The organism is Alsobacter sp. (assembly GCF_059501845.1).
In genome coordinates, this window is record NZ_JCACDK010000001.1 from 314,631 (window position 1) to 332,977 (window position 18,347).

Annotated in this window: 15 protein-coding genes; all 15 read left to right on the forward strand. The window is 58.9% G+C overall.

The annotated features are described in order from the left end of the window. The 15 genes from AC5JCN_RS01475 (at position 1) to AC5JCN_RS01545 (ending at position 18,334) form a co-directional block, all read left to right on the forward strand. The gene (locus AC5JCN_RS01475) at positions 1 to 1,302 is read left to right on the forward strand and encodes an ABC transporter ATP-binding protein (RefSeq protein WP_495753229.1); all 1,302 of its coding nucleotides are present in this window, start codon (positions 1 to 3) and stop codon (positions 1,300 to 1,302) included. Between the two features lie 30 nt (positions 1,303 to 1,332). Continuing rightward, positions 1,333 to 2,757 carry a glycosyltransferase gene (locus AC5JCN_RS01480; RefSeq protein ID WP_495753724.1) on the forward strand — a complete coding sequence of 475 codons (1,425 nt, stop codon included), beginning with the start codon at positions 1,333 to 1,335 and terminating at the stop codon, positions 2,755 to 2,757. Between the two features lie 197 nt (positions 2,758 to 2,954). After that, the gene (locus tag AC5JCN_RS01485) at positions 2,955 to 3,974 is read left to right on the forward strand and encodes a glycosyltransferase (RefSeq protein ID WP_495753230.1); all 1,020 of its coding nucleotides are present in this window, start codon (positions 2,955 to 2,957) and stop codon (positions 3,972 to 3,974) included. Then, complete coding sequence (locus tag AC5JCN_RS01490; protein ID WP_495753231.1) at positions 3,971 to 5,212, forward strand: glycosyltransferase; 1,242 nt, start codon at positions 3,971 to 3,973, stop codon at positions 5,210 to 5,212. The genes AC5JCN_RS01485 and AC5JCN_RS01490 overlap by 4 nt, the downstream gene beginning before the upstream one ends. A 298-nt stretch (positions 5,213 to 5,510) precedes the next feature. Beyond that, on the forward strand, positions 5,511 to 6,272 hold the full coding sequence (locus AC5JCN_RS01495) for a CgeB family protein (protein ID WP_495753232.1): 762 nt from the start codon (positions 5,511 to 5,513) through the stop codon (positions 6,270 to 6,272). Positions 6,273 to 6,302: 30 nt separating this feature from the next. Continuing rightward, positions 6,303 to 7,667, forward strand: a complete 1,365-nt coding sequence (locus tag AC5JCN_RS01500) for a DUF8712 domain-containing protein (protein WP_495753233.1) — start codon at positions 6,303 to 6,305, stop codon at positions 7,665 to 7,667. An 11-nt stretch (positions 7,668 to 7,678) separates the two neighbouring features. Then, positions 7,679 to 8,866, forward strand: a complete 1,188-nt coding sequence (locus AC5JCN_RS01505; protein WP_495753725.1) for a glycosyltransferase — start codon at positions 7,679 to 7,681, stop codon at positions 8,864 to 8,866. Continuing rightward, positions 8,863 to 9,723 (forward strand): glycosyltransferase family 2 protein, encoded by an 861-nt coding sequence (locus AC5JCN_RS01510; protein ID WP_495753234.1) that lies wholly within the window; start codon positions 8,863 to 8,865, stop codon positions 9,721 to 9,723. Before AC5JCN_RS01505 ends, AC5JCN_RS01510 begins: the two co-directional genes overlap by 4 nt. Positions 9,724 to 10,021: 298 nt before the next feature. After that, a complete protein-coding gene (locus tag AC5JCN_RS01515) occupies positions 10,022 to 11,773 on the forward strand; it encodes a carbamoyltransferase family protein (protein WP_495753235.1) in 1,752 nt (583 codons plus the stop codon). A 72-nt stretch (positions 11,774 to 11,845) separates the two neighbouring features. Continuing rightward, positions 11,846 to 12,805 (forward strand): glycosyltransferase family 2 protein, encoded by a 960-nt coding sequence (locus AC5JCN_RS01520; RefSeq protein ID WP_495753236.1) that lies wholly within the window; start codon positions 11,846 to 11,848, stop codon positions 12,803 to 12,805. A gap of 58 nt (positions 12,806 to 12,863) precedes the next feature. Next, complete coding sequence (locus AC5JCN_RS01525; protein ID WP_495753237.1) at positions 12,864 to 14,141, forward strand: glycosyltransferase family 4 protein; 1,278 nt, start codon at positions 12,864 to 12,866, stop codon at positions 14,139 to 14,141. Next, complete coding sequence (locus AC5JCN_RS01530; protein WP_495753238.1) at positions 14,113 to 14,331, forward strand: hypothetical protein; 219 nt, start codon at positions 14,113 to 14,115, stop codon at positions 14,329 to 14,331. Before AC5JCN_RS01525 ends, AC5JCN_RS01530 begins: the two co-directional genes overlap by 29 nt. A 104-nt stretch (positions 14,332 to 14,435) precedes the next feature. Then, positions 14,436 to 15,431, forward strand: a complete 996-nt coding sequence (locus AC5JCN_RS01535) for a glycosyltransferase family A protein (protein ID WP_495753239.1) — start codon at positions 14,436 to 14,438, stop codon at positions 15,429 to 15,431. Positions 15,432 to 15,912: 481 nt separating this feature from the next. Continuing rightward, positions 15,913 to 16,581: an alpha/beta hydrolase family protein gene (locus AC5JCN_RS01540; protein ID WP_495753240.1), complete on the forward strand. Its 669-nt coding sequence runs from the start codon at positions 15,913 to 15,915 to the stop codon at positions 16,579 to 16,581. A 91-nt stretch (positions 16,582 to 16,672) separates the two neighbouring features. Further along, the gene (locus AC5JCN_RS01545; RefSeq protein ID WP_495753241.1) at positions 16,673 to 18,334 is read left to right on the forward strand and encodes a hypothetical protein; all 1,662 of its coding nucleotides are present in this window, start codon (positions 16,673 to 16,675) and stop codon (positions 18,332 to 18,334) included. Positions 18,335 to 18,347 lie beyond the last annotated feature (13 nt).

Sequence of the window (18,347 nt, forward strand, 5' to 3'; positions counted from 1 at the left end):
ATGAGCAATCCCGTCATTCGTGCCGAGAACCTCGGCAAGCGCTACATCCTGGGGCAGGTCGCTGGCGGCGAAAGTTATACTGCCTTACGTGACGTCATCGCGCGATCAACTTCCGACCTTGCCGCTCGTGTCTTCCGCCGGAAACGACCAACGCCCGCCAACAATGTTCAAAATATTGAAGAATTCTGGGCGCTGAAGGACGTCACGTTCACTGTGGCTCAAGGTGATGTGGTTGGCGTCATCGGACGTAACGGGGCTGGAAAGTCAACGCTTCTGAAAATTCTTTCGAGAATCTCGGATCCGAGCACAGGGCGGATCACACTGGATGGCCGTGTGTCGAGCCTGCTTGAGGTCGGCACGGGCTTTCACCCCGAGCTTACAGGACGAGAGAACATTTACCTAAACGGAGCGATTCTGGGCATGACTCGCGCCGAGGTCCGTCGCAAGTTTGACGAAATCATCGATTTCGCGGGGGTAGAGCGTTTTCTGGATACGCCAGTGAAGCGCTACTCAAGTGGCATGTATGTCAGGTTGGCGTTCGCAGTAGCCGCCCACCTGGAACCTGAGATCCTGGTTATCGACGAGGTTCTTGCGGTAGGAGACACTGAGTTTCAGAAAAGATGTCTTGGAAAGATTGAAGAAGTTGCGAGCGGAGGCCGTACAGTGTTGTTTGTCAGCCATAATATCGATGTTGTACAACGTTTCTGTCAAAGCGCGATATGTCTGGATCGTGGACAAATTACACATCAAGGAAATGTCGGGGATGTCGTCAACAATTATCTAAGCGCCACATCGAGCGTCAAGGCAGAACTGGACGTGGCTTTCTCCGGGTTTGTGCTCAGCATCTCTCCGCCGGTGCTTGAGATTGACAGGAGAATGGCGACGCTCGACATCACGCTTACTTCATCCGACGCTGTCAGATTTGACGAGCTTTGCGTTGTGGTGCTAACAATTACTGGGACAAGAGTTGGGATCATGGATCTTCGTTGCTCGGCGGGCCTTGATTTTGGGATAAACGAACCGGCGCACTTCAGCATTGTATTCGATCACAGCATTCTTAACCCCTCCGAGTACGATCTGGTCATTTGGGCTAGATGTCCCGGCGGTTTCAGGGTCGTCGACCTTGGCCGAATTTTCCTCGGCTCGCGACAGAGTGGGAGTGAGTCCATGACCCTGTATCCTGCACAGATCAACGGGGTCGTTTCCTTTAGAGGCGAGGTCGTCCGACATAGGCCTGCCGAGGCCGGAGGATCGTCTGACCTGGGAATGCCGTCGCTGGACAAAGCTAGTGTCAGCGCTTGAGCGTTTCGGGTGCCGACACTTGGAATAGCAATGCTCAATGGGGCTCAGAAATCCGAGCGCTCGGCTGCAGAGCGAAACCGGCGCGTCCTACTTGTGCCCTACACGTACTTTCCTGATCCCGCGGGCGGGACAGAGATATTTGTTCGTGGTCTAGCCAAAGGTCTCACAGGCAGAGGGTTTTTTCCGATTATTTCCGCGCCAGCTTCCCAGACCCAAAGCTACGTCCACGATGGAATACCAGTGTCTCGGTTTGCGGTGACGTCCAGTCCCTCCGTCGAGAATGCCTATGGTGTTCCCGATCCGCACGCCGCCTCCGAGTTCAAGGCGCTGCTTGCGGAGACAAAGCCTGCCATCGTCCATTTCCATGCCCTGTCGTCGGCGATATCCGTTTCGCTCTTCGACCTGGCACGGGAGGCGGGTGCGAAGGTGATCTATACGTATCATACGCCCACCGCGAGCTGCTCGCGGGGAGACATGATGCTCTTCGGACAGGCTCCATGCGACGGGGCGCTCAGGCGCCTGCGCTGTTCGGCCTGCACCCTTCAGGGACATGGCCTTGAGCGCCCGTTTGCCGACCTGCTGGCGCTCGCTCCGCCCGCGGCGACAGACCATCTCGCGCGTCTTGTGCCCTCTCGCCGGAGCGGTACAGCTCTCAGGTCAGGAATGTTGATCAAGAACGCTCAGAGCCGGTTCAGGCGCACAATGGACGCGGCAGACCATGTGATCGCGACTTGCAATTGGGTCCGTGAGGTGCTGTTGCGTAACGGCGTGCCCGAAAAGCTGCTCTCAACGTGCAGGCAGGGTGTAGATCATCCCGGGCTAGTTGACGGCCTCGCATCGGCGGATGGCCACGCGGTCCAGCGCGTGCGCTCGGACGAAAAAACGCTGCGCATCGCTTACTTCGGACGACTCCACTGGACCAAGGGGCCCGACATCCTGATCGAGGCGGTAAGGCAGATGGCCGGTCAGCCCGTGTTTCTGGATCTTTACGCCGTCGTCCAAAGCCGTTCGGATCGGTACCTCGCCAGGATATCTGAGCAGATTGGGTCGGATTCCCGCATCCGGCTCTGCGAGCCGGTCGCACAGGAGCACGTTGTTGAGGTAATGCGCGGATATGATCTTCTTGCCGTGCCTTCGCGCTGGCTTGAGACGGGCCCGCTTGTTGTTCTCGAAGCCTTCGCTGCAGGCGTGCCGGTCATTGGATCCTCGCGAGGAGGCATTGCTGAACTGGTTCGTGCCGGCGTTGACGGCCTCCTTGTCAATGACGACGATCCCCGCACGTGGCGCGTGATGCTGAATCAGCTTCTGGACGATCCTTCGCGACTTCGCGCTCTCAGATCTGGGGTGAGACAGCCCAGGACCGTGGACGACGTGGTGAGCGAAACCGCTGCCCTCTACGAGAGCGTTCTCGGGTGCGCCATCGATCCTTCCTACCGTCACGCGCCAGTCGCGTGACCTCAGCGCGGCACTTGTCAGAGATGCTCCACGTGGACTCTGTGGTCCGGCGGTCGAAGCAACGCCAGATTGTATACCTGCAGTTTACCAGTCCAGCGGAGTACCCGCCACTGGAACACTCCTCATGGATACTAGCCGAGCGTGGCTGGCGCTGCACGCTTCTGGGAGTTGAGAAAGACCGGAACACCGTATTCTCGATGCCAGTTCACTACGGCATTGTTTCGAAAACCATGATCCGGAGTGTCCGTCCTCTTGGAACAAAACTATCCTACATCCAGTATCTTATCTGGGCTCTGTGGGTCTGTTTAAATGTCAAGCCAGATTGGATCTATGCGTCGGACTTCTTTTCCTGCGGTCCAGCATTGATCGCCAGATTTATTACGGGGGCGCGAATTCTGTATCATGAGCACGACTCACCTTCGGACGATCAAAAGCGTAATCTGTTCCAGAGCTTTTTGCATCGACAGCGTGGCAGGCTGGCGCAATCAGCTGATCTGATCGTATTTCCGCAGGCACAACGGCTTGCCATCTTCCGAAAGAGGCTGGCCTCGGAGCGTCCGGCGCTCATAGTCTGGAACTGCCCGACCCGCACCGAAGTGAGCCCGCCTCGCGAGCCGCTGAATGGACCGGTGACTTTCTACTACCATGGCAGCCTGAACGCCGCGCGCCTGCCATTCACTTTCCTGCATGCGTTCAGCCGTTTGACTGGCGAACCGCAGTTCGTGCTCGTCGGTTACGAAACGCTGGGCAGCAAAGGTTATGTGGCGCAGTTCCTCGAGTTGGCCCAGCGTCTCGGAGTGGCCAATCGGGTCACCTACGCCGGAGCTGTCGGACGCAAGGACGCCCTTGCAGCCGCTTCGCGTGCAGATGTGGGGCTCTCCTTCATGCCGAACGAGAGCGATGACGTGAACATGGCCTTCATGGTCGGGGCATCAAACAAGGTGTTCGACTACATGGCCGTCGGCCAGATGGTGCTCGTCTCCGATACTCCGGAGTGGCGGAACGCCTTCGATGTGCCCGGCTATGGTCTGGCCTGCGACCCGTCGGACGAGGAGTCGCTCTTCCGCAGCATGCAGTGGTGTGTCAGCAACCCGGAACAGGTCAGGGCGTGCGGCGAACGGGGCCGGCAGGCGATCGCATCCACATGGAACTACGAAACCGAGTTCGGGCCAGTCCTGCGTGTCCTTGAGGATGAGACGCCGAGCAGTTCCCAATGACCACGCTGGAGCATACCAGAGCAGATGCGCCCGGTACGTCTGCCGCCAAGGGAAGGCTACCTCGGTTGGCCGTCTTCACCACACACCCGATCCAGTATCAGGCGCCGTGGTTCAAGGCGCTGTACGACTGTGGCTTGCTCGATCTCAAGGTATTCTTTTCCTTCCTGCCGACGGCAGAACGACAGGGCAGGGGGTTCGGCGTTCCATTTTCCTGGGACGTTCCTCTTCGCGACGGCTATCCGAACGAAGTCGTTGAAGGATCGGACCGCTTCCCCGGGCTCCCGGATTTTTTCCGTCCTCAGGCGAAGGGGATCGGGATGGTCTTGAGCGCGTATAAGCCAGACATCGCGATGATCATGGGATGGCAGCACGTGTCCTTGGTGCAGGCGTTTCTGGCCTGCAGACTGCGGCACATACCGGTCATTTTCCGGGGCGATTCCAACGATCGGCGCGAGCGGCCACGTCTCGTCCGGCTCTTGCACCGCGCCTATGTCAGCCAGGCCGACGCGGCGCTCGCAGTCGGTACCGGCAGTATGAACTTCTTTCGCAATGCGGGGCTCCCGAAGGATCGCGTCCTGGCTGCGAGATACGTCGTCGAAAACGAGCGCTTTGGTGCCCAGGCACGTGAGTTGCGGATCCACCGCGAAGAAATCCGGCAGGGATGGGGCATCCCGGCTGGTGCGAGTTGCGCCTTGTTCGTGGGCAAACTGGAGGAGAAGAAGCGCGTCTTCGACTTCATCGGGGCACTGGGAATGGCCTACGAAAGGGGAATGCCCATCCACGGGCTGATCGTGGGGACGGGCGATCAGATGGAGATGGCCCGCCAGTTTGCGCAGGCGGTTGGGGCTCCCGTTACGTTTGCCGGATTTTTGAACCAGAGCGAGATTGTGCGCGCCTATGTTGCCGGTGACTTCATCGTTCTGCCGTCCGACTTCGGTGAAACCTGGGGTCTCGTCATCAACGAGGCGATGATCTGCGAGCGGACAGCTATCGTCTCGGAGCGCGTGGGTTGTGCTGGCGATCTGGTGCGCGACGGTGAGACGGGCCTGGTGGTTCCCTTTGCCGACAGAGACGCGCTTTGCGCCGCGATGCTTCGACTAGCCGATCCGCAGGTGCGGCGTGGGCTCGCGCAGAACGCATACGCACTGGTGTCGTCGGACTATTCGATGAAGCAGGCCGTCGATTCGACAATCGCTGCCGTTCGTACGCTCCTGGAGAGTACCCGTGGCACGGACTGAACTGCTTCTCATTGGACCAACAGGGAACACGCACGTCGCGTCCAGCCTCCATCGGGCAGCACTGGCCGACGGAATCGGCGTCGAGGTGCTCGACAGCTCGGCTGCATTCAACAGTCCCCGTCTGGTGCGGGCCATCACCTGGAGGCTCGGAGGACGCCGGCCTCCGCGCTTGCAGACGTTCTCTGACCACGCCGTTGCAGCTGCACTGGCCTGTCGCCCTCGCTGGGTCGCCTGCATCGGGCAGGCGCCCGTTACGGCAGCCGCCCTGGACCGTGTCCGGAACTGCGGCGCCTTGGTCTTGAACTATTCGACCGACGACCCCTGGAATCCTGCCTACCGCGCAACCTGGTTCATGGAAGCGCTGCGGCGGTACACGACTGTCTTCACGCCGAGGGCGGACACATTGGACGATTTTCGGCAGCTTGGCTGCCGGGATGTTCGCGTACTCCCCTTTGCCTTCGATACTCAACTGATACCTCCGATGCCGGAGCATCGTCAGCCGCCCGACTGCGACATACTCTTTGTGGGAGGAGCGGACCGAGACCGCGTTCCGATCATGCAGGCAGTCGCGGAGAGCGGTCTTAAACTGAAGCTTTTCGGGGGCTACTGGGACAGGCACCCGGTATTGAAGCGCTACTGGGCTGGGAATTGTGATATCCGTACCATCGTTGCTGAAACTTGGCGCGCGCCGGTCAACATCTGCCTTGTGAGGCGGGCCAACCGCGACGGACATGTCATGCGGACCTTCGAGATAGCAGCTGCCGGAGGCTTCATTGTTGCCGAGGACACTGCGGATCATCGCCGGATCTTCGGAGGAGATGGCGAGTGTGTCCTCTACTTCAGGACAGTGCCTGAACTCATTGCAAAAGCCGTTTGGGCGCTCGAGCACCCGGCCGAGCGGGAGAGGATGGCAGTTGATGCGCGGCGCCGCATCACCGCAGGGGGAAACACTTACCTGGATCGCCTGCGCACGATGCTGTCTGCCTCCGGTGGTCCTGTCCAGACCCGGGCCTCTGCCGGGAGCGGCGGCGGCGTGCCATGTCCCGAGCCGCTTTTCTGATCGTCGATCCGAGCGCAGGAAGCTTCTTCCGTGAGCGATTCAAGCGACGATCTGATCACCAATTTGCTGATTTGGTGTTTGGTGCCGATCTTTCTCGGCGTCATGAACTCAGGCAAGCGCAGTGGAGGCGGTACGCTCGTCTACTCGTACTTCATCTCAATGGTCATCAATTACTGGATCGGTGCACTCGTCCACGTTTCACCGGCAAGCCCATTCCTCAACTCCAGCGTTACAGCACTGGGGTTCCGAGAAGCGACCTATGGCCTGATCGCTTTCACCATTGGCTCCGTCATCGTGCCTGCGAAGGTGGGCGCAACTCGTCGCTCGCCAGGCGTTGCAGTCCGTGTCGACGGAGTAACCGGGATCGCTAACCGTTATATCGCCGTCGGTATTGTTTCTTGGATGCTTAGCTATACCGCCGTCAATAACCTGCCGAGCGTTACGTCATTGATCGCCGTCGGCAAGCAATGCGCGATCATTGGGATCTGCTTCAGGTGCTGGGCGGCCTGGCAGGGTGGGAAGTGGGTTCAGTTCTCGCGCTGGCTGCTGGCGTCGCTAGCCTTCCCTGTGGTGACCGTGATCCTTCAGGGATTTATCGGCTTTGGAATGGTGATGGTCTCGATCATCCTGGCGTTTGTCGGCACGTTTTATAGACCGAAATGGCGCGTTGTCGTTGGCATGGTGGCGGCCATCTTCATCGCGATTTCGTTTTGGGTACCCTATTATCAGAACCGCGAGGCCATCCGTGCAACGGTATGGGGAGGAGCCGATCTCTCCGTCCGCATCGATGCACTCGGCAAAGTCTTGAGCGACCTCGCGCCTTTCGATCTTCTCAATCCCACTCATCTGATCGCGATCAACGATCGGCTGAACCAGAACGAGTTGGTAGGCGCGGCCATGCTTTACACGCCGCAGGCTGCGCCTTTTCTCAATGGAGCGACGCTCTGGGATGCGGCAATCGCCATAGTTCCGCGTGCTATTTGGCCGGACAAGCCGATCACGGCCGGAAGCGGCGATCTCGTCAGCGAACAAACCGGCATCAGATTCGAGCAGAATACCAGCGTCGGCATCGGCCATATTATGGAATTCTACATAAACTTCGGAACGGAGGGTGTGCTCGCGGGACTCTTCGCATTCGGGCTGATGCTGGGCGCGTTGGACAGGATTGCCGCGAATTCGCTCGCAGACGGGCGATGGCTGCGAGCCGCGTCAACTCTCCTGGTCGGCATTGGCGCCCTGCAGGTGCTGGGCTCGCTGAGCGAGACGGTGATGTCCATGGCGTCGGCCGCTCTCGCCAGCTTGGCCATCGCGTTCAGCATACGCGCCAGCTCCCGCCGACACGGTTCCAGTCAAGTCGCAAGGCCCGCCTCCGACGTCGCCGGTCCGCTATCGTGAACATTCTCCAGGTGACGCCGACATACTTCCCCGCTGTCAGGTATGGGGGTCCCATCTATTCAGTCCACGGACTCGCGCGGGCGCTCGCCGCCCGCGGCCATCGGGTGGACGTGTTCACGACGAACGTGGATGGCCCGGGCACACTGGACGTCCCGCTGGACAGGGCCGTGGCGATGGACGGCGTAACGGTCCGCTACTTCCCTACCAGGCTGGGACGGCGTCTGTACCGGTCCCCTGAACTCGCGTCGGCTTTGCGGCGGGAGATCGGATCGTACGACATCGTTCACGTACACGCGATGTTCTTATGGCCAGAGATGGTGGCTGCGCGCCTTGCGCACAGGCACGGGATACCTTTTGTGCTTTCTCCGCGCGGCATGCTTGTGAAGGAGTTGATCAGGCAGCGCAGCCGGTGGCTCAAATGGGCCTGGATCAAGCTCTTCGACCAGTGGATGATAGAACATGCGTCGTTCATCCATACGACGTCCAGGATCGAGAGCGAAGACCTTCAGGCGTTCGGGCTTTCGCTTCCCGCGGTCAGCGTCGTGCCAAACGGCGTCGATGACCCCGAGGCGATCACTGCGGACACGTGGGTCAGCGAAGACGTTCGGAACGCGACGGCCATTCCCTATGTGCTTTGCCTGGGCCGCCTCAGCTGGAAAAAGAACCTGGAAAGCCTTGTCCGCGTGATGGCAACAATCCCCGGACCGAACCTGGTTTTGGCCGGGACACCGGAAGACGAGTATGACCGAAAAATCCTAAAGACCGGGAGGGAAACTGGTCTAGGCAACAGGCTTCACGTGCTCCCTCGCCAGATTTCGGGAGCGGACAAGGCTTGGCTCTTCAAGAATTGCGCCTGCTTCGTATTACCTTCTCTGTCCGAGAACTTCGGCAACGTTGTTCTTGAGGCAATGTCTTATGGGCGGCCGGTCGTGACAGCGCGAGGCGTTGGGGCGAGCGTCATCCTCGAAGATGCGCAATGCGGCCTTGTTGCCGACGCCAGCCCGGAAGGTCTTCACGACGCTCTCGTCCGTATTCTGTCTCAGCCTGATCAGGCCCGAATCATGGGTGAGAGGGGCCGCGCAGCAGCAAGCGCCAGCTATCAATGGTCGTCCGTAGCCCGGATCATGGAAGGTCTGTACGCGGGAGCACTGAGCCCGTCTTCAACTGCATTCGGCCTACCATGCGAGACTGCATCGTGAGCGCTGTCGAGAATTTCGGGCGTGACCTGACGGCTCTCGTCATCACGCATGACGAGGAGGCGAACCTTCACCGGACTCTCTCAAAGTTGACGTGGGTGAAAAGCGTGCTTGTCGTCGACAGCGGGAGCCGCGACAGAACGCTCGAGATCGCTGCTGGCTTCCCGAACGTCTCTCTCTTGACGAGGGATTTTGACACGTTCGCGGGTCAGTGCAATTTCGGCTTGGAAAACGTGAAGACCGAGTGGGTTCTGTCACTCGATGCCGATTATGTGCTGTCAGACGAACTCGTTGCAGAACTCACGAACATCCGCCCTGAACCGACCGTCGCCGGTTACCGGGCACGCTTTATCTACGCGGTATGGGGTCAGCCGCTGCGCGGCACGCTCTACCCGCCCCGGGTCGTCCTTTACCGTCACCGTCTTGGCAAGTACCTCGACGAGGGGCACGGTCATCGCCTCTGCATCGAGGGGCGCGTTGTGTCACTATTGGCGCCAATCCTGCACGACGATCGAAAGTCTCTGACGCGCTGGGTCCAGTCGCAGCGAAATTATGCTTGGCGGGAAGTTGCACACCTTCTGACCGCCGCGCCAGGAGAACTTGGCAAGATTGATCGCCTCCGGCTCAAAGGTTGGATCGCGCCGCTCCTCATCCTACCCTACGTCCTCATCGGCAAAGGATGCATTTTTGATGGAAGGGCCGGCTGGTTCTATGCCTTGCAGCGGCTCTTTGCCGAAGTGAGCATTGCGCTCGAACTGCTCGATCAGGTTGCTTTAGGCAAGGAGCGGAAGGTCAATCCGCGCGAGCCAGAGCAAAAGCGTCCGTCCGAGGCGAAAATTAAAGCGAAGGGTTTTTCATAATCAATTCAATAGTGCAGTCCCGCGGTGGGCTGCAGTCCTGCCGTTCGTTGAATGCGGGGCGTTCGTCGAATAGCTTCGTTTTCACTATTACGCTACATTTCAGTCTTCCTCCTGAGATGTGGCTTTGGACCTTTCCGCAAGCATTGTCTTCTGCTCACAAAGACTCGCGGCCAAACTTCGTTCGACGCTCGCCATCTTAGCGAGGTCTGTCGGCCTCTGCACCGTCCTGCTCCAGCAAAGCCACCGGCCACTCGCTAGCAGGCGTCCCCAAACTGAACTTCATGACGGGACAAGTTGCATGATCATCCTCGGCATCAACGCCTTCCACGGCGACAGTTCCGCGTGCCTCGTCAGAGACGGCCGCTTGGTGGCGGCGGTCGAGGAAGAGCGCTACCGGCGAGTCAAGCATTGGGCAGGGTTCCCATCCGAGTCCATCAAGAGCTGCCTCAAGCAGGCAGGGCTGGGCATTGCCGACGTCGACCACGTCGCGCTGAACCAGGACAGCAAGGCCAATATCCTGCGCAAGGTCGCCTATGTTGCCCGGCGTCGACCGGACCTTAGTCTGGTGACGGACCGGCTCCGAAACCGGCGCGCCCGGGCGGGCATCGAGGATCTCTTGGCGCAGGCTTTCCCTGGCGAGCGGATCCGGGCGAAGGTTCACAGCGTGGAGCATCATATCGCCCACCTGTCATCGGCCTTCCACGTCTCGCCCTTCCAGGATGCCGCTGCCGTATCGGTGGACGGCTTCGGCGACTTTGCCTCGGCGGCGTGGGGCGCAGGACACGGTACCCGCATCGATGTAGATGCGCGGGTCTACTTCCCGCATTCGCTCGGTGTGCTCTACCAGGCCGTCACGCAGTACCTTGGGTTTCCGTACTACGGGGACGAGTACAAGGTGATGGGGCTCGCTCCCTACGGAAAGCCCACGTTCCTTGCTGCACTTCGCAAATTAGTCAATCTGGAGGTCAATGGCGGCTATTCGCTCAACCTTGATTATTTCAGGCACCATCGGGAAGAGGTCGCCTATGAATGGGAAGACGGTATGCCGGAAGTCGGTGACCTGTTCTCGCCCGGCCTCCTCGAACTGCTCGGCCCTCGCCGTGCGAAGGACGAGCCGGTGTTGCAGCGCCACATGGACATCGCGCATTCGGTGCAGGCGCTCTATGAGGAAGCCTTTTTCCACCTCCTGACCACCCTTCAGGCCAGACACAAGCTGACGGACATTGTGCTGGCAGGCGGGTGCGCGGCCAACTCCGTAGCCAACGGCAAGATCCGGCGTCAGACGCCTTTCCGCCGGGTCTATGTGCAGGCGGCGGCCGGCGATGCCGGCGGAGCCCTTGGCGCAGCGTTTACGGTCTGGCACCAGCTGGGCGGGGTCCGCAGCTTTGTCATGGACCACGCTTACTGGGGCGACGCTTTCTCGCCCGAGCAGATCGCGGCCGCCTTGGCAAATGCTGCCGAGCGGATTGCGCAGGCCGGTTGCGAACCTGTTCGGCTCGAGCCGGCTGAGCTCGTTCGCCGTACTGCCCACGCCGTCGCAAATGGGCAGGTCGTGGGCTGGTTCCAGGGCCGCATGGAATGGGGGCCGAGGGCGCTGGGCAACCGCTCTATCGTCTGCGACCCCCGGCGCGCCGACATGAAGGACATCCTCAATGCCAAGATCAAGCGGCGTGAATCGTTCCGCCCCTTCGCACCTTCGGTCTTGTCAGAGTCTGTCGCGGAGTGGTTCGAGGAGGACGACGACGTTCCCTTCATGATGCAGGTCTTCCAGATCCGGGAAGAGCGCCGCGCCACGATACCGGCGGTGACCCATGTGGATGGTTCAGGCCGTTTGCAAACCGTCCACCAAACCACAAACCCGCTTTATCACGCGTTGATCTCGGAGTTCCACGCTTTGACCGGGGTTCCCTTGGTTCTCAATACGTCTTTCAACGAAAACGAGCCTGTTGTCTGCACGCCGGAACAGGCGCTCGACTGCTTCTTGCGGACCAACATGGACGTTCTGGTGCTGGGGGACACGATGCTCAGCCGGAACGCATCGGTTGCGTGAAACCCGAGTGAACTTCGCGGGGTCTCTAGGCCCGAAGCCATCCGAAGCAACGATTTACAATGGGTTTTAGCGATGCGGCTTAGCGTAATCGTACCGTTCTACAACGCAGCGCCGACACTGCGGGCTACCATAGTTAGTATTCTTGAAGAAGTAAATTCTGATGATGAGATCATCCTTGTTGATGATGGCTCTACAGACAACTCGCTTGAAATCGCGCGCACCTTCGGCAGCCGAGTGTCTCTTCTCAGTGGCCCGAACCGCGGCGTGAGCTCAGCCCGAAATGCCGGGTTCCACGCGTCGTCCGGTGAGTGGATCGTGTTCGTGGATTCGGACGATCTCCTCAAGCCCGGCACCTTGGCTGAACGCTTCAAGGAAGCGGCGCGGTGCCGCGCGGAAATCGTTATCTGCGACTGGGTCGAGTTCACGGGTACGACAACCGGCGGGCTCAAAGACACCCAAGCGCGCCAGGTCGACATGGACCAGTTCTCCTGCGACCCGGAGGTCGCGTGTATCGAGACATTCTGGGCTCCACCGGTCGCCTGTATGTATTCGAGAAACGTGGTCATCGGGGCCGGCGGGTTCAAGGCTGAGTATCCCATCGTGCAGGACGCGCATTTTCTGTTCGATGCTGTCCGTACCGGGGCCGTTCTCTGCCGATCCGAGCACGTCGGCGCCGCTTACCGTGTTCTTCCCGACAGCCTTTCACGCAGGCACCCGGATCGGTTCTGGGTCGATTGCATGAGGCGCGCGCAAAGCTGCATGACGCTCTGGACTAATGAGCAGGCGCTCACGGCGAGGCGTCGCGCTGCGATTTCCGGGGTCGTCTGCAAGGCGGCGTACACCTTGTTCCTGCACGGCCATCCGGGGTTCCTAGAGGGGGTCTCCTGGCTCCGTAAGGAGCAGCTGGGGATAACCACACGCCTGAAGATTGCAGCTTGGGTGTCCGAACGGGTGGGCGTTCGCGCCGCGTCGCAGATCTTTGCCTCCCTCCACCAAGCAAAGGGCAGGCTGGCCGTGGGCGCGACGTCCTGAGCCGAATGGGAAGGTGGCCGGCTGACTCAACCAAGTTTCTGGAATTAGGGACCGGCTCATGCCCCGTATCATCTTCGTCAACCGGTTCTACTATCCGGACCAGTCGGCGACGAGCCAGATCGCGACCAGTCTGGCGGAGAGCCTGGCGTCGGCGGGAGAAGACGTGCATGCCGTTTGCGGCATGAAGGGCCTCTATGCCGAGGAGGGCGGTTGCCTTCGGATGGAAGAGGTGGCCCGCGGTGTCACGATCCATCGAGTCCGATCCAGCAATATGGGCCGCAAGAGCATTCTAGGCCGGGTCGTGGATTACGTGACCTTCCTTGTGCTGGCAGCGCTGGCGGTATTCAGGCTCGCCAGACAAGGAGACATCGTCGTTGCGAAGACCGATCCGCCACTGCTGTGCGTAGCCCTTCTCCCGGTGATCATGTTGCGAGGCGCTCGGCTCATCAACTGGCTTCAGGACGTCTACCCCGAAATCGCCATTCGTTTGAAGGTGCCATTCATCGCGGGGCCGATCGGCACGGCGCTGATCAAGGTTCGCAATATCGCGCTGCGGAAGGCGGCTGCGAACGTCGTGATCGGAACGAGAATGGCCGAGTACCTCAGATCGCTTCATGTCCCCCCTCAGTCCTTGCATGTGGTCTCGAATTGGGCAGACGAGGCCATCATTCCTGTAGCCCCCGAGAATAACCCACTGCGACAGGCTTGGGGATTGAAGGATAAATTTGTCATCGCGTATTCAGGTAACATGGGACGAGCCCACGAATACGATACGCTGTTGGATGCCGCGGAGCAGGTGCAAAACAAACGGATATTATTCCTTTTTATCGGCGGCGGTAATCATGTCGATCAGCTGAAATCTTCTGTGAGGGCCCGCTCACTCGAACATATGTTTCAGTTTAAACCGTACCAGGATCGCGAGTCGCTTTCTCTTTCCTTGGGTGTTGCGGACGTTCACTGGCTGTCGCTTAGACCGGAAATGGAAGGCCTCATCGTTCCCAGCAAATTCTTCGGGATTGCCGCAGCGGCCCGTCCTGTAATCGCCGTGGCCGATCAGGACGGGGAGGTGGCAGGCTTGGTCAGAGCCTACGATCTCGGGGCCGTTGTCGCGGTTGGCGATGGTGCTCAATTGGCGATGACGATCGACGAACTGGCGATCGACCCTGACAGGGTCTTGCGCGCGGGCAAACGGGCGCGGGCCATGTACGAACAGGTATTCTCGCTGCGCCAAGCGACCGCCGCATGGGCCGACATATTGTCGCGTTTGCCTTCATCGCTGGACAAGCATGCCGCTGAATTCCCGGCCGATGCCCGCCGACGTGTCCGGCAGCCCTAGCAACGAAGAACGGAAGCAAAAAGCGCAGGATTACGGCGGCGTTGCGCTGAGAAAGCCAGATGACAGCATTGAAGATCGTGTTGTGAAGCTGCAGGCTGCGTACCTCAACCGCGCAAGTGGAAGTCAAAAAGAACCGGGCAGCGGTACCCAAGGAAGATTACCCGAAGCATCCGGGTTTGCGTTGGCCTGAACGACGTCTTCGAATGCTGGTGATGATTTACCTGACATCGCTCGACGACTACACAAAACGCGGGAGATCCGTGTTGTTTCGATTTCTATCAGGGGGAGCGTATTATGAAAGTGGCGGTCGTGATACCGGCTTACAACGCGGCTGACACGATAGTTCAGACGATCAAGTCAGTGTTGGATCAAACCTACGACAACCTCGAAGTCGTTGTCGTTGACGATGGGTCGACCGACGGTACCGCCGCCATTGCGGAGGCCCGGCTTTCCAAATCGCGACGGCCATTCGTTGTTCTAAGGCAGGAAAACAGGGGCGTCAGCGCAGCGAGAAACGTCGGGTGGCGATCGACAGACGCGCCCTGGATCAGTTTTGTGGATGCTGATGACTACATCGTGCCGCATAGAACGGAGCATCAACTGCGCGGCGTCAGCGGTCTCGATGATCACTACGCAGCCGTTCACTCTGCCTGGCAGCGGGCTTACTGGCGGGACGGGGTCTTCGAACCTTTTGGCGATGTCATGGAGGCCCAGATTGATGGTCGACCTCCGGCAGTCATCATGATCGGTGGAAATGCCATTCTCCCCCAACTGGTGCGGCGATCCTGGCTTGAGGCAGTCAACGGTTTCGACGAGTCAATGAAGGTCTACGAAGACCTTGACATTCAGGTTCGGATTGCAGTCAAAGGCGGACTATTCAAGACGGTTCATTCCGACGAGCCGTTATACTACTGGCGCCATGTTCTTGGACAGACACGGGTGGGCGGGGCGGCAGCGCGGTATGAGGCTGGCTTAACAGCGCGATCCTTTCTTGCAACCGTTAGACGGGCGCTCGACGGAAAAACCATGATCGAAGCCGGCTTGACCGAACAAGAGCACGGTGCGCTCGTCGCGAGCTGCACTCACTATATGCGGCTGTTGTTTGTTGCGGACAGGAACGCGTTTCGCCAGGAGTTGACCCTGCTTGACCAGGCCACGGGCAAGTTCCTTCCGTCTGGTCCCCCTCATCTCAGGAAGCTTGCCAAAATGCTGGGATACGAAAAGGCAGAAAGCGTGGCTAGGTCATGGCGGGTGGCAAAATCAGCGCTAATGCCCGCTCAGGGCATGTAATACCTCCAAGTCCAATCAAGAAGCCTCAAGCCGCCAACGCGATGCGACAGAGCGTGAGGTTTCACGTAAGGCCCCGGTTTGACTGGATGCGGGTATGCTTGGGTTTCCGGAATCGTTGCGTCTTATCGGTCTCACCGCGGTGTCGAACGTTTCTTCGTTTCAGTGCCGACCAGCACGTAAGCTTGTGATGATCCAGAGAGGAGGGATGGTCTTGTTCTTGGAGAGGCGATGGAACGCCATGTCGAACCTTGTGGGCTGGGGACGCACACTGCTTTGCGCTTGTGCCTTGGCATGTTTGGCGTGGCCAGTTCAGGCTCAGGAAGCTCTCGGCGCCGATGGAAAAACGACGGCCGTTCGACCGAGTGCAGGATGCGGCCAACCTGGCCCAACCGGCCATTACCAGCGGACTATAACCGATGGCTCCGGGCGGGAGCGCATATACGACATTGTTGTGCCCAAGAACTACCGGGGAACCACCCCATTGGCACTCGTCTTCGGTTTTCACGGTGCTGGCCAGAAAGGACAGGATGCCATCAACGAGGGCGTGGTTGAGGCAGGGCTTCCCTCCGGCGAGGCTATCTTTGTCGCTCCGGATGGAGTGCCGTTCGAGAATTACGGCGTCGGCTGGAATAGCTCCTGCACTGGTTACGACATGGGGCTGTTCGACAACATGATGAAGGAAATTGGAGAGAAGTACTGTATTGATGAAAGCCGTGTCTTCGCGTATGGCGGTTCGTGGGGTGGCGATTTCACGACTGCGCTGACCTGCTGCCGCGGAGATAGATTTCGGGCCATTGCCGTCCAGGCAGCAAGCGACGAATTCAAAGACAAAACCGACTTCAAGTCGTACGTTAACATGAAAGACGGCGGGGCCTGCCCAGTGCAATCGCGCGCCTCGCTCCGTTTTACACACGCAACAGGCGGGGACCAGTACTATCCGGCGCCTTTGTTCGCGACCACCAGCAAGCTTTTGCAGCATCTGAATGGCTGCACGAGCGACACCCAAGTCACAAAAGGCCAAATCTGCCGAGCGATGTCGGGCTGCCGCGCTCCAGTGATCGAGTGCGAATACGATGGGCTCGGACACAAGCCTCCCCCAGGTTTCGGCGCGGATACCTGGAACTTCTTCGTCGAGTCCATGAACCGCTGAGAGAACGTGTAGCGGTGCCCGCCGTGCGTTTCGGTCCCAAGCGGCCCGGCAGTTCCGGCCTGACACGCCTCAAAACATGGTGGAAAGCTTGATGGAAAAATCGGATCGAGGCCGCCGGGCCGATTCCGGAGCAGTCTGGCTCATTCGGGTTTCCTTTGCACGTACCAGCCTAGAGCGGTTGGAGGCCCGGTTTCCCGGCGCCATTGTCAGTCTGGCAGTGCTGCTGGTCCTCACGGTTGCAACTCAGATCATCTACGGCGGATGGAATGATGGCTCCCGTCTTGCTCAGGTTCAGGCTATCGTAGAATTCCACGAGTTGAACATTGATAAATCGGATTTTCTAAACAGAACCGGCGACAAGTACTTCTATAGGGGCCATTTTTACTCAGATAAGCCGCCCATACTGTCTTTATACATTTCCTTATTTTATTTTCTCATTAGGTTCGTCGGTCTAGATTTTTCCGGATACGGGGTTCCAACATACTACATACTAACCTTTCTCTCGGTGGGGCTTCTCGCGACGGCGGGTGCTTACGCGTTTCGTTCCATCCTTCTGGTTTTCGGCTGTCCTCCGCGGTTCAGTGACCTGATCACGTTCTGCATGTTCTCCGGAACACTCGTGTTGCCGTTTTCGACCTTGATCAACAACCACGTGCCAAGTGCAATGTTGATCATGTTCGGGACATATAGTCTTTGTGTATCGCGACGGGCGGAGAATGCGAGTGCTGCATTCTGCTGCGGACTGGCTTATTCGTTGGCCGCGTCTATTGACGTTGCATGCTTGGTTTTTTTGCCATTCATCTTCATTGCATCGGCACTTCAGTCCGTAAAAAAGGGCATTGTGTTCTCGGTTGCTACGGTCGGGCCGCTGGCAGCGCATTTCTACTTAAATTACATTATGACGGGTGGCATCAAGCCGGCATCTATGACCCCGTCGTTATGGACATACGAGGGCTCCACATTCAGTGCGGATAACCTTTCGGGGGTAGCCGGTCAGGAGAGTTTGGCAGGCGGCTTAGCCTATGCGTTTCACATGTTGGTTGGGCACAGAGGACTTATCTCGCATTCGCCAGTTCTGATCCTTGGGGTCGCTGGATGGTTATTCTGGTTCTGTGCGCCGAAAAAATTTGAGTACAGAAGAGAGGTCGCCTGCATTCTCGCAGGGGTATTGTCTTTTATTATTGTCTATATATTGAAATCTAACAATTACTCGGGCTGGTCTTTCGGTGTCCGCTGGTTTGCGACAATCTGCCCCGTATTGATGCTTGGGTATGGAGCTTTATCGGGTGTGCTGAGACGAGGCGCGCTTATCCGCAGATCGTTTGTAGGTTTGGCACTTTTGTCCATCGTATTCTCGGGTGTTGGTGCAGCGGCTCCATTTCCGTCCCGCGCGCCATGGCAGCACGAGGAGCCTACAAACGGGCTGGTGTCGTCAGGGAACGCTGTCGTGGGCTCAGCCAGACGGATCGCGGAAATCCTCTTTATTAGGCATTCCGATCCGGAGCCGCTGTATCGGCTTGTACTACCGAGCCTGACCCTAGCCCGGTTCACTGCCACCCTGGCGATCAACCTCTGCTTGTTCTTCTTTTTTTACCGCCGCTGGATCACCGCCGCGGATCCGTCACCGGTTTCCGATCAAGTAGATGAGGTGGGTTCCAGCGCGAAGTTTGCTGGGGTGAGTACGTTCAACCGTTCCGCCATCAACCAGCAGTATGGAGGTGGTCCGCTACTGTCGCGCGGCTGGGCGGACTGACGAATGCGTGGCA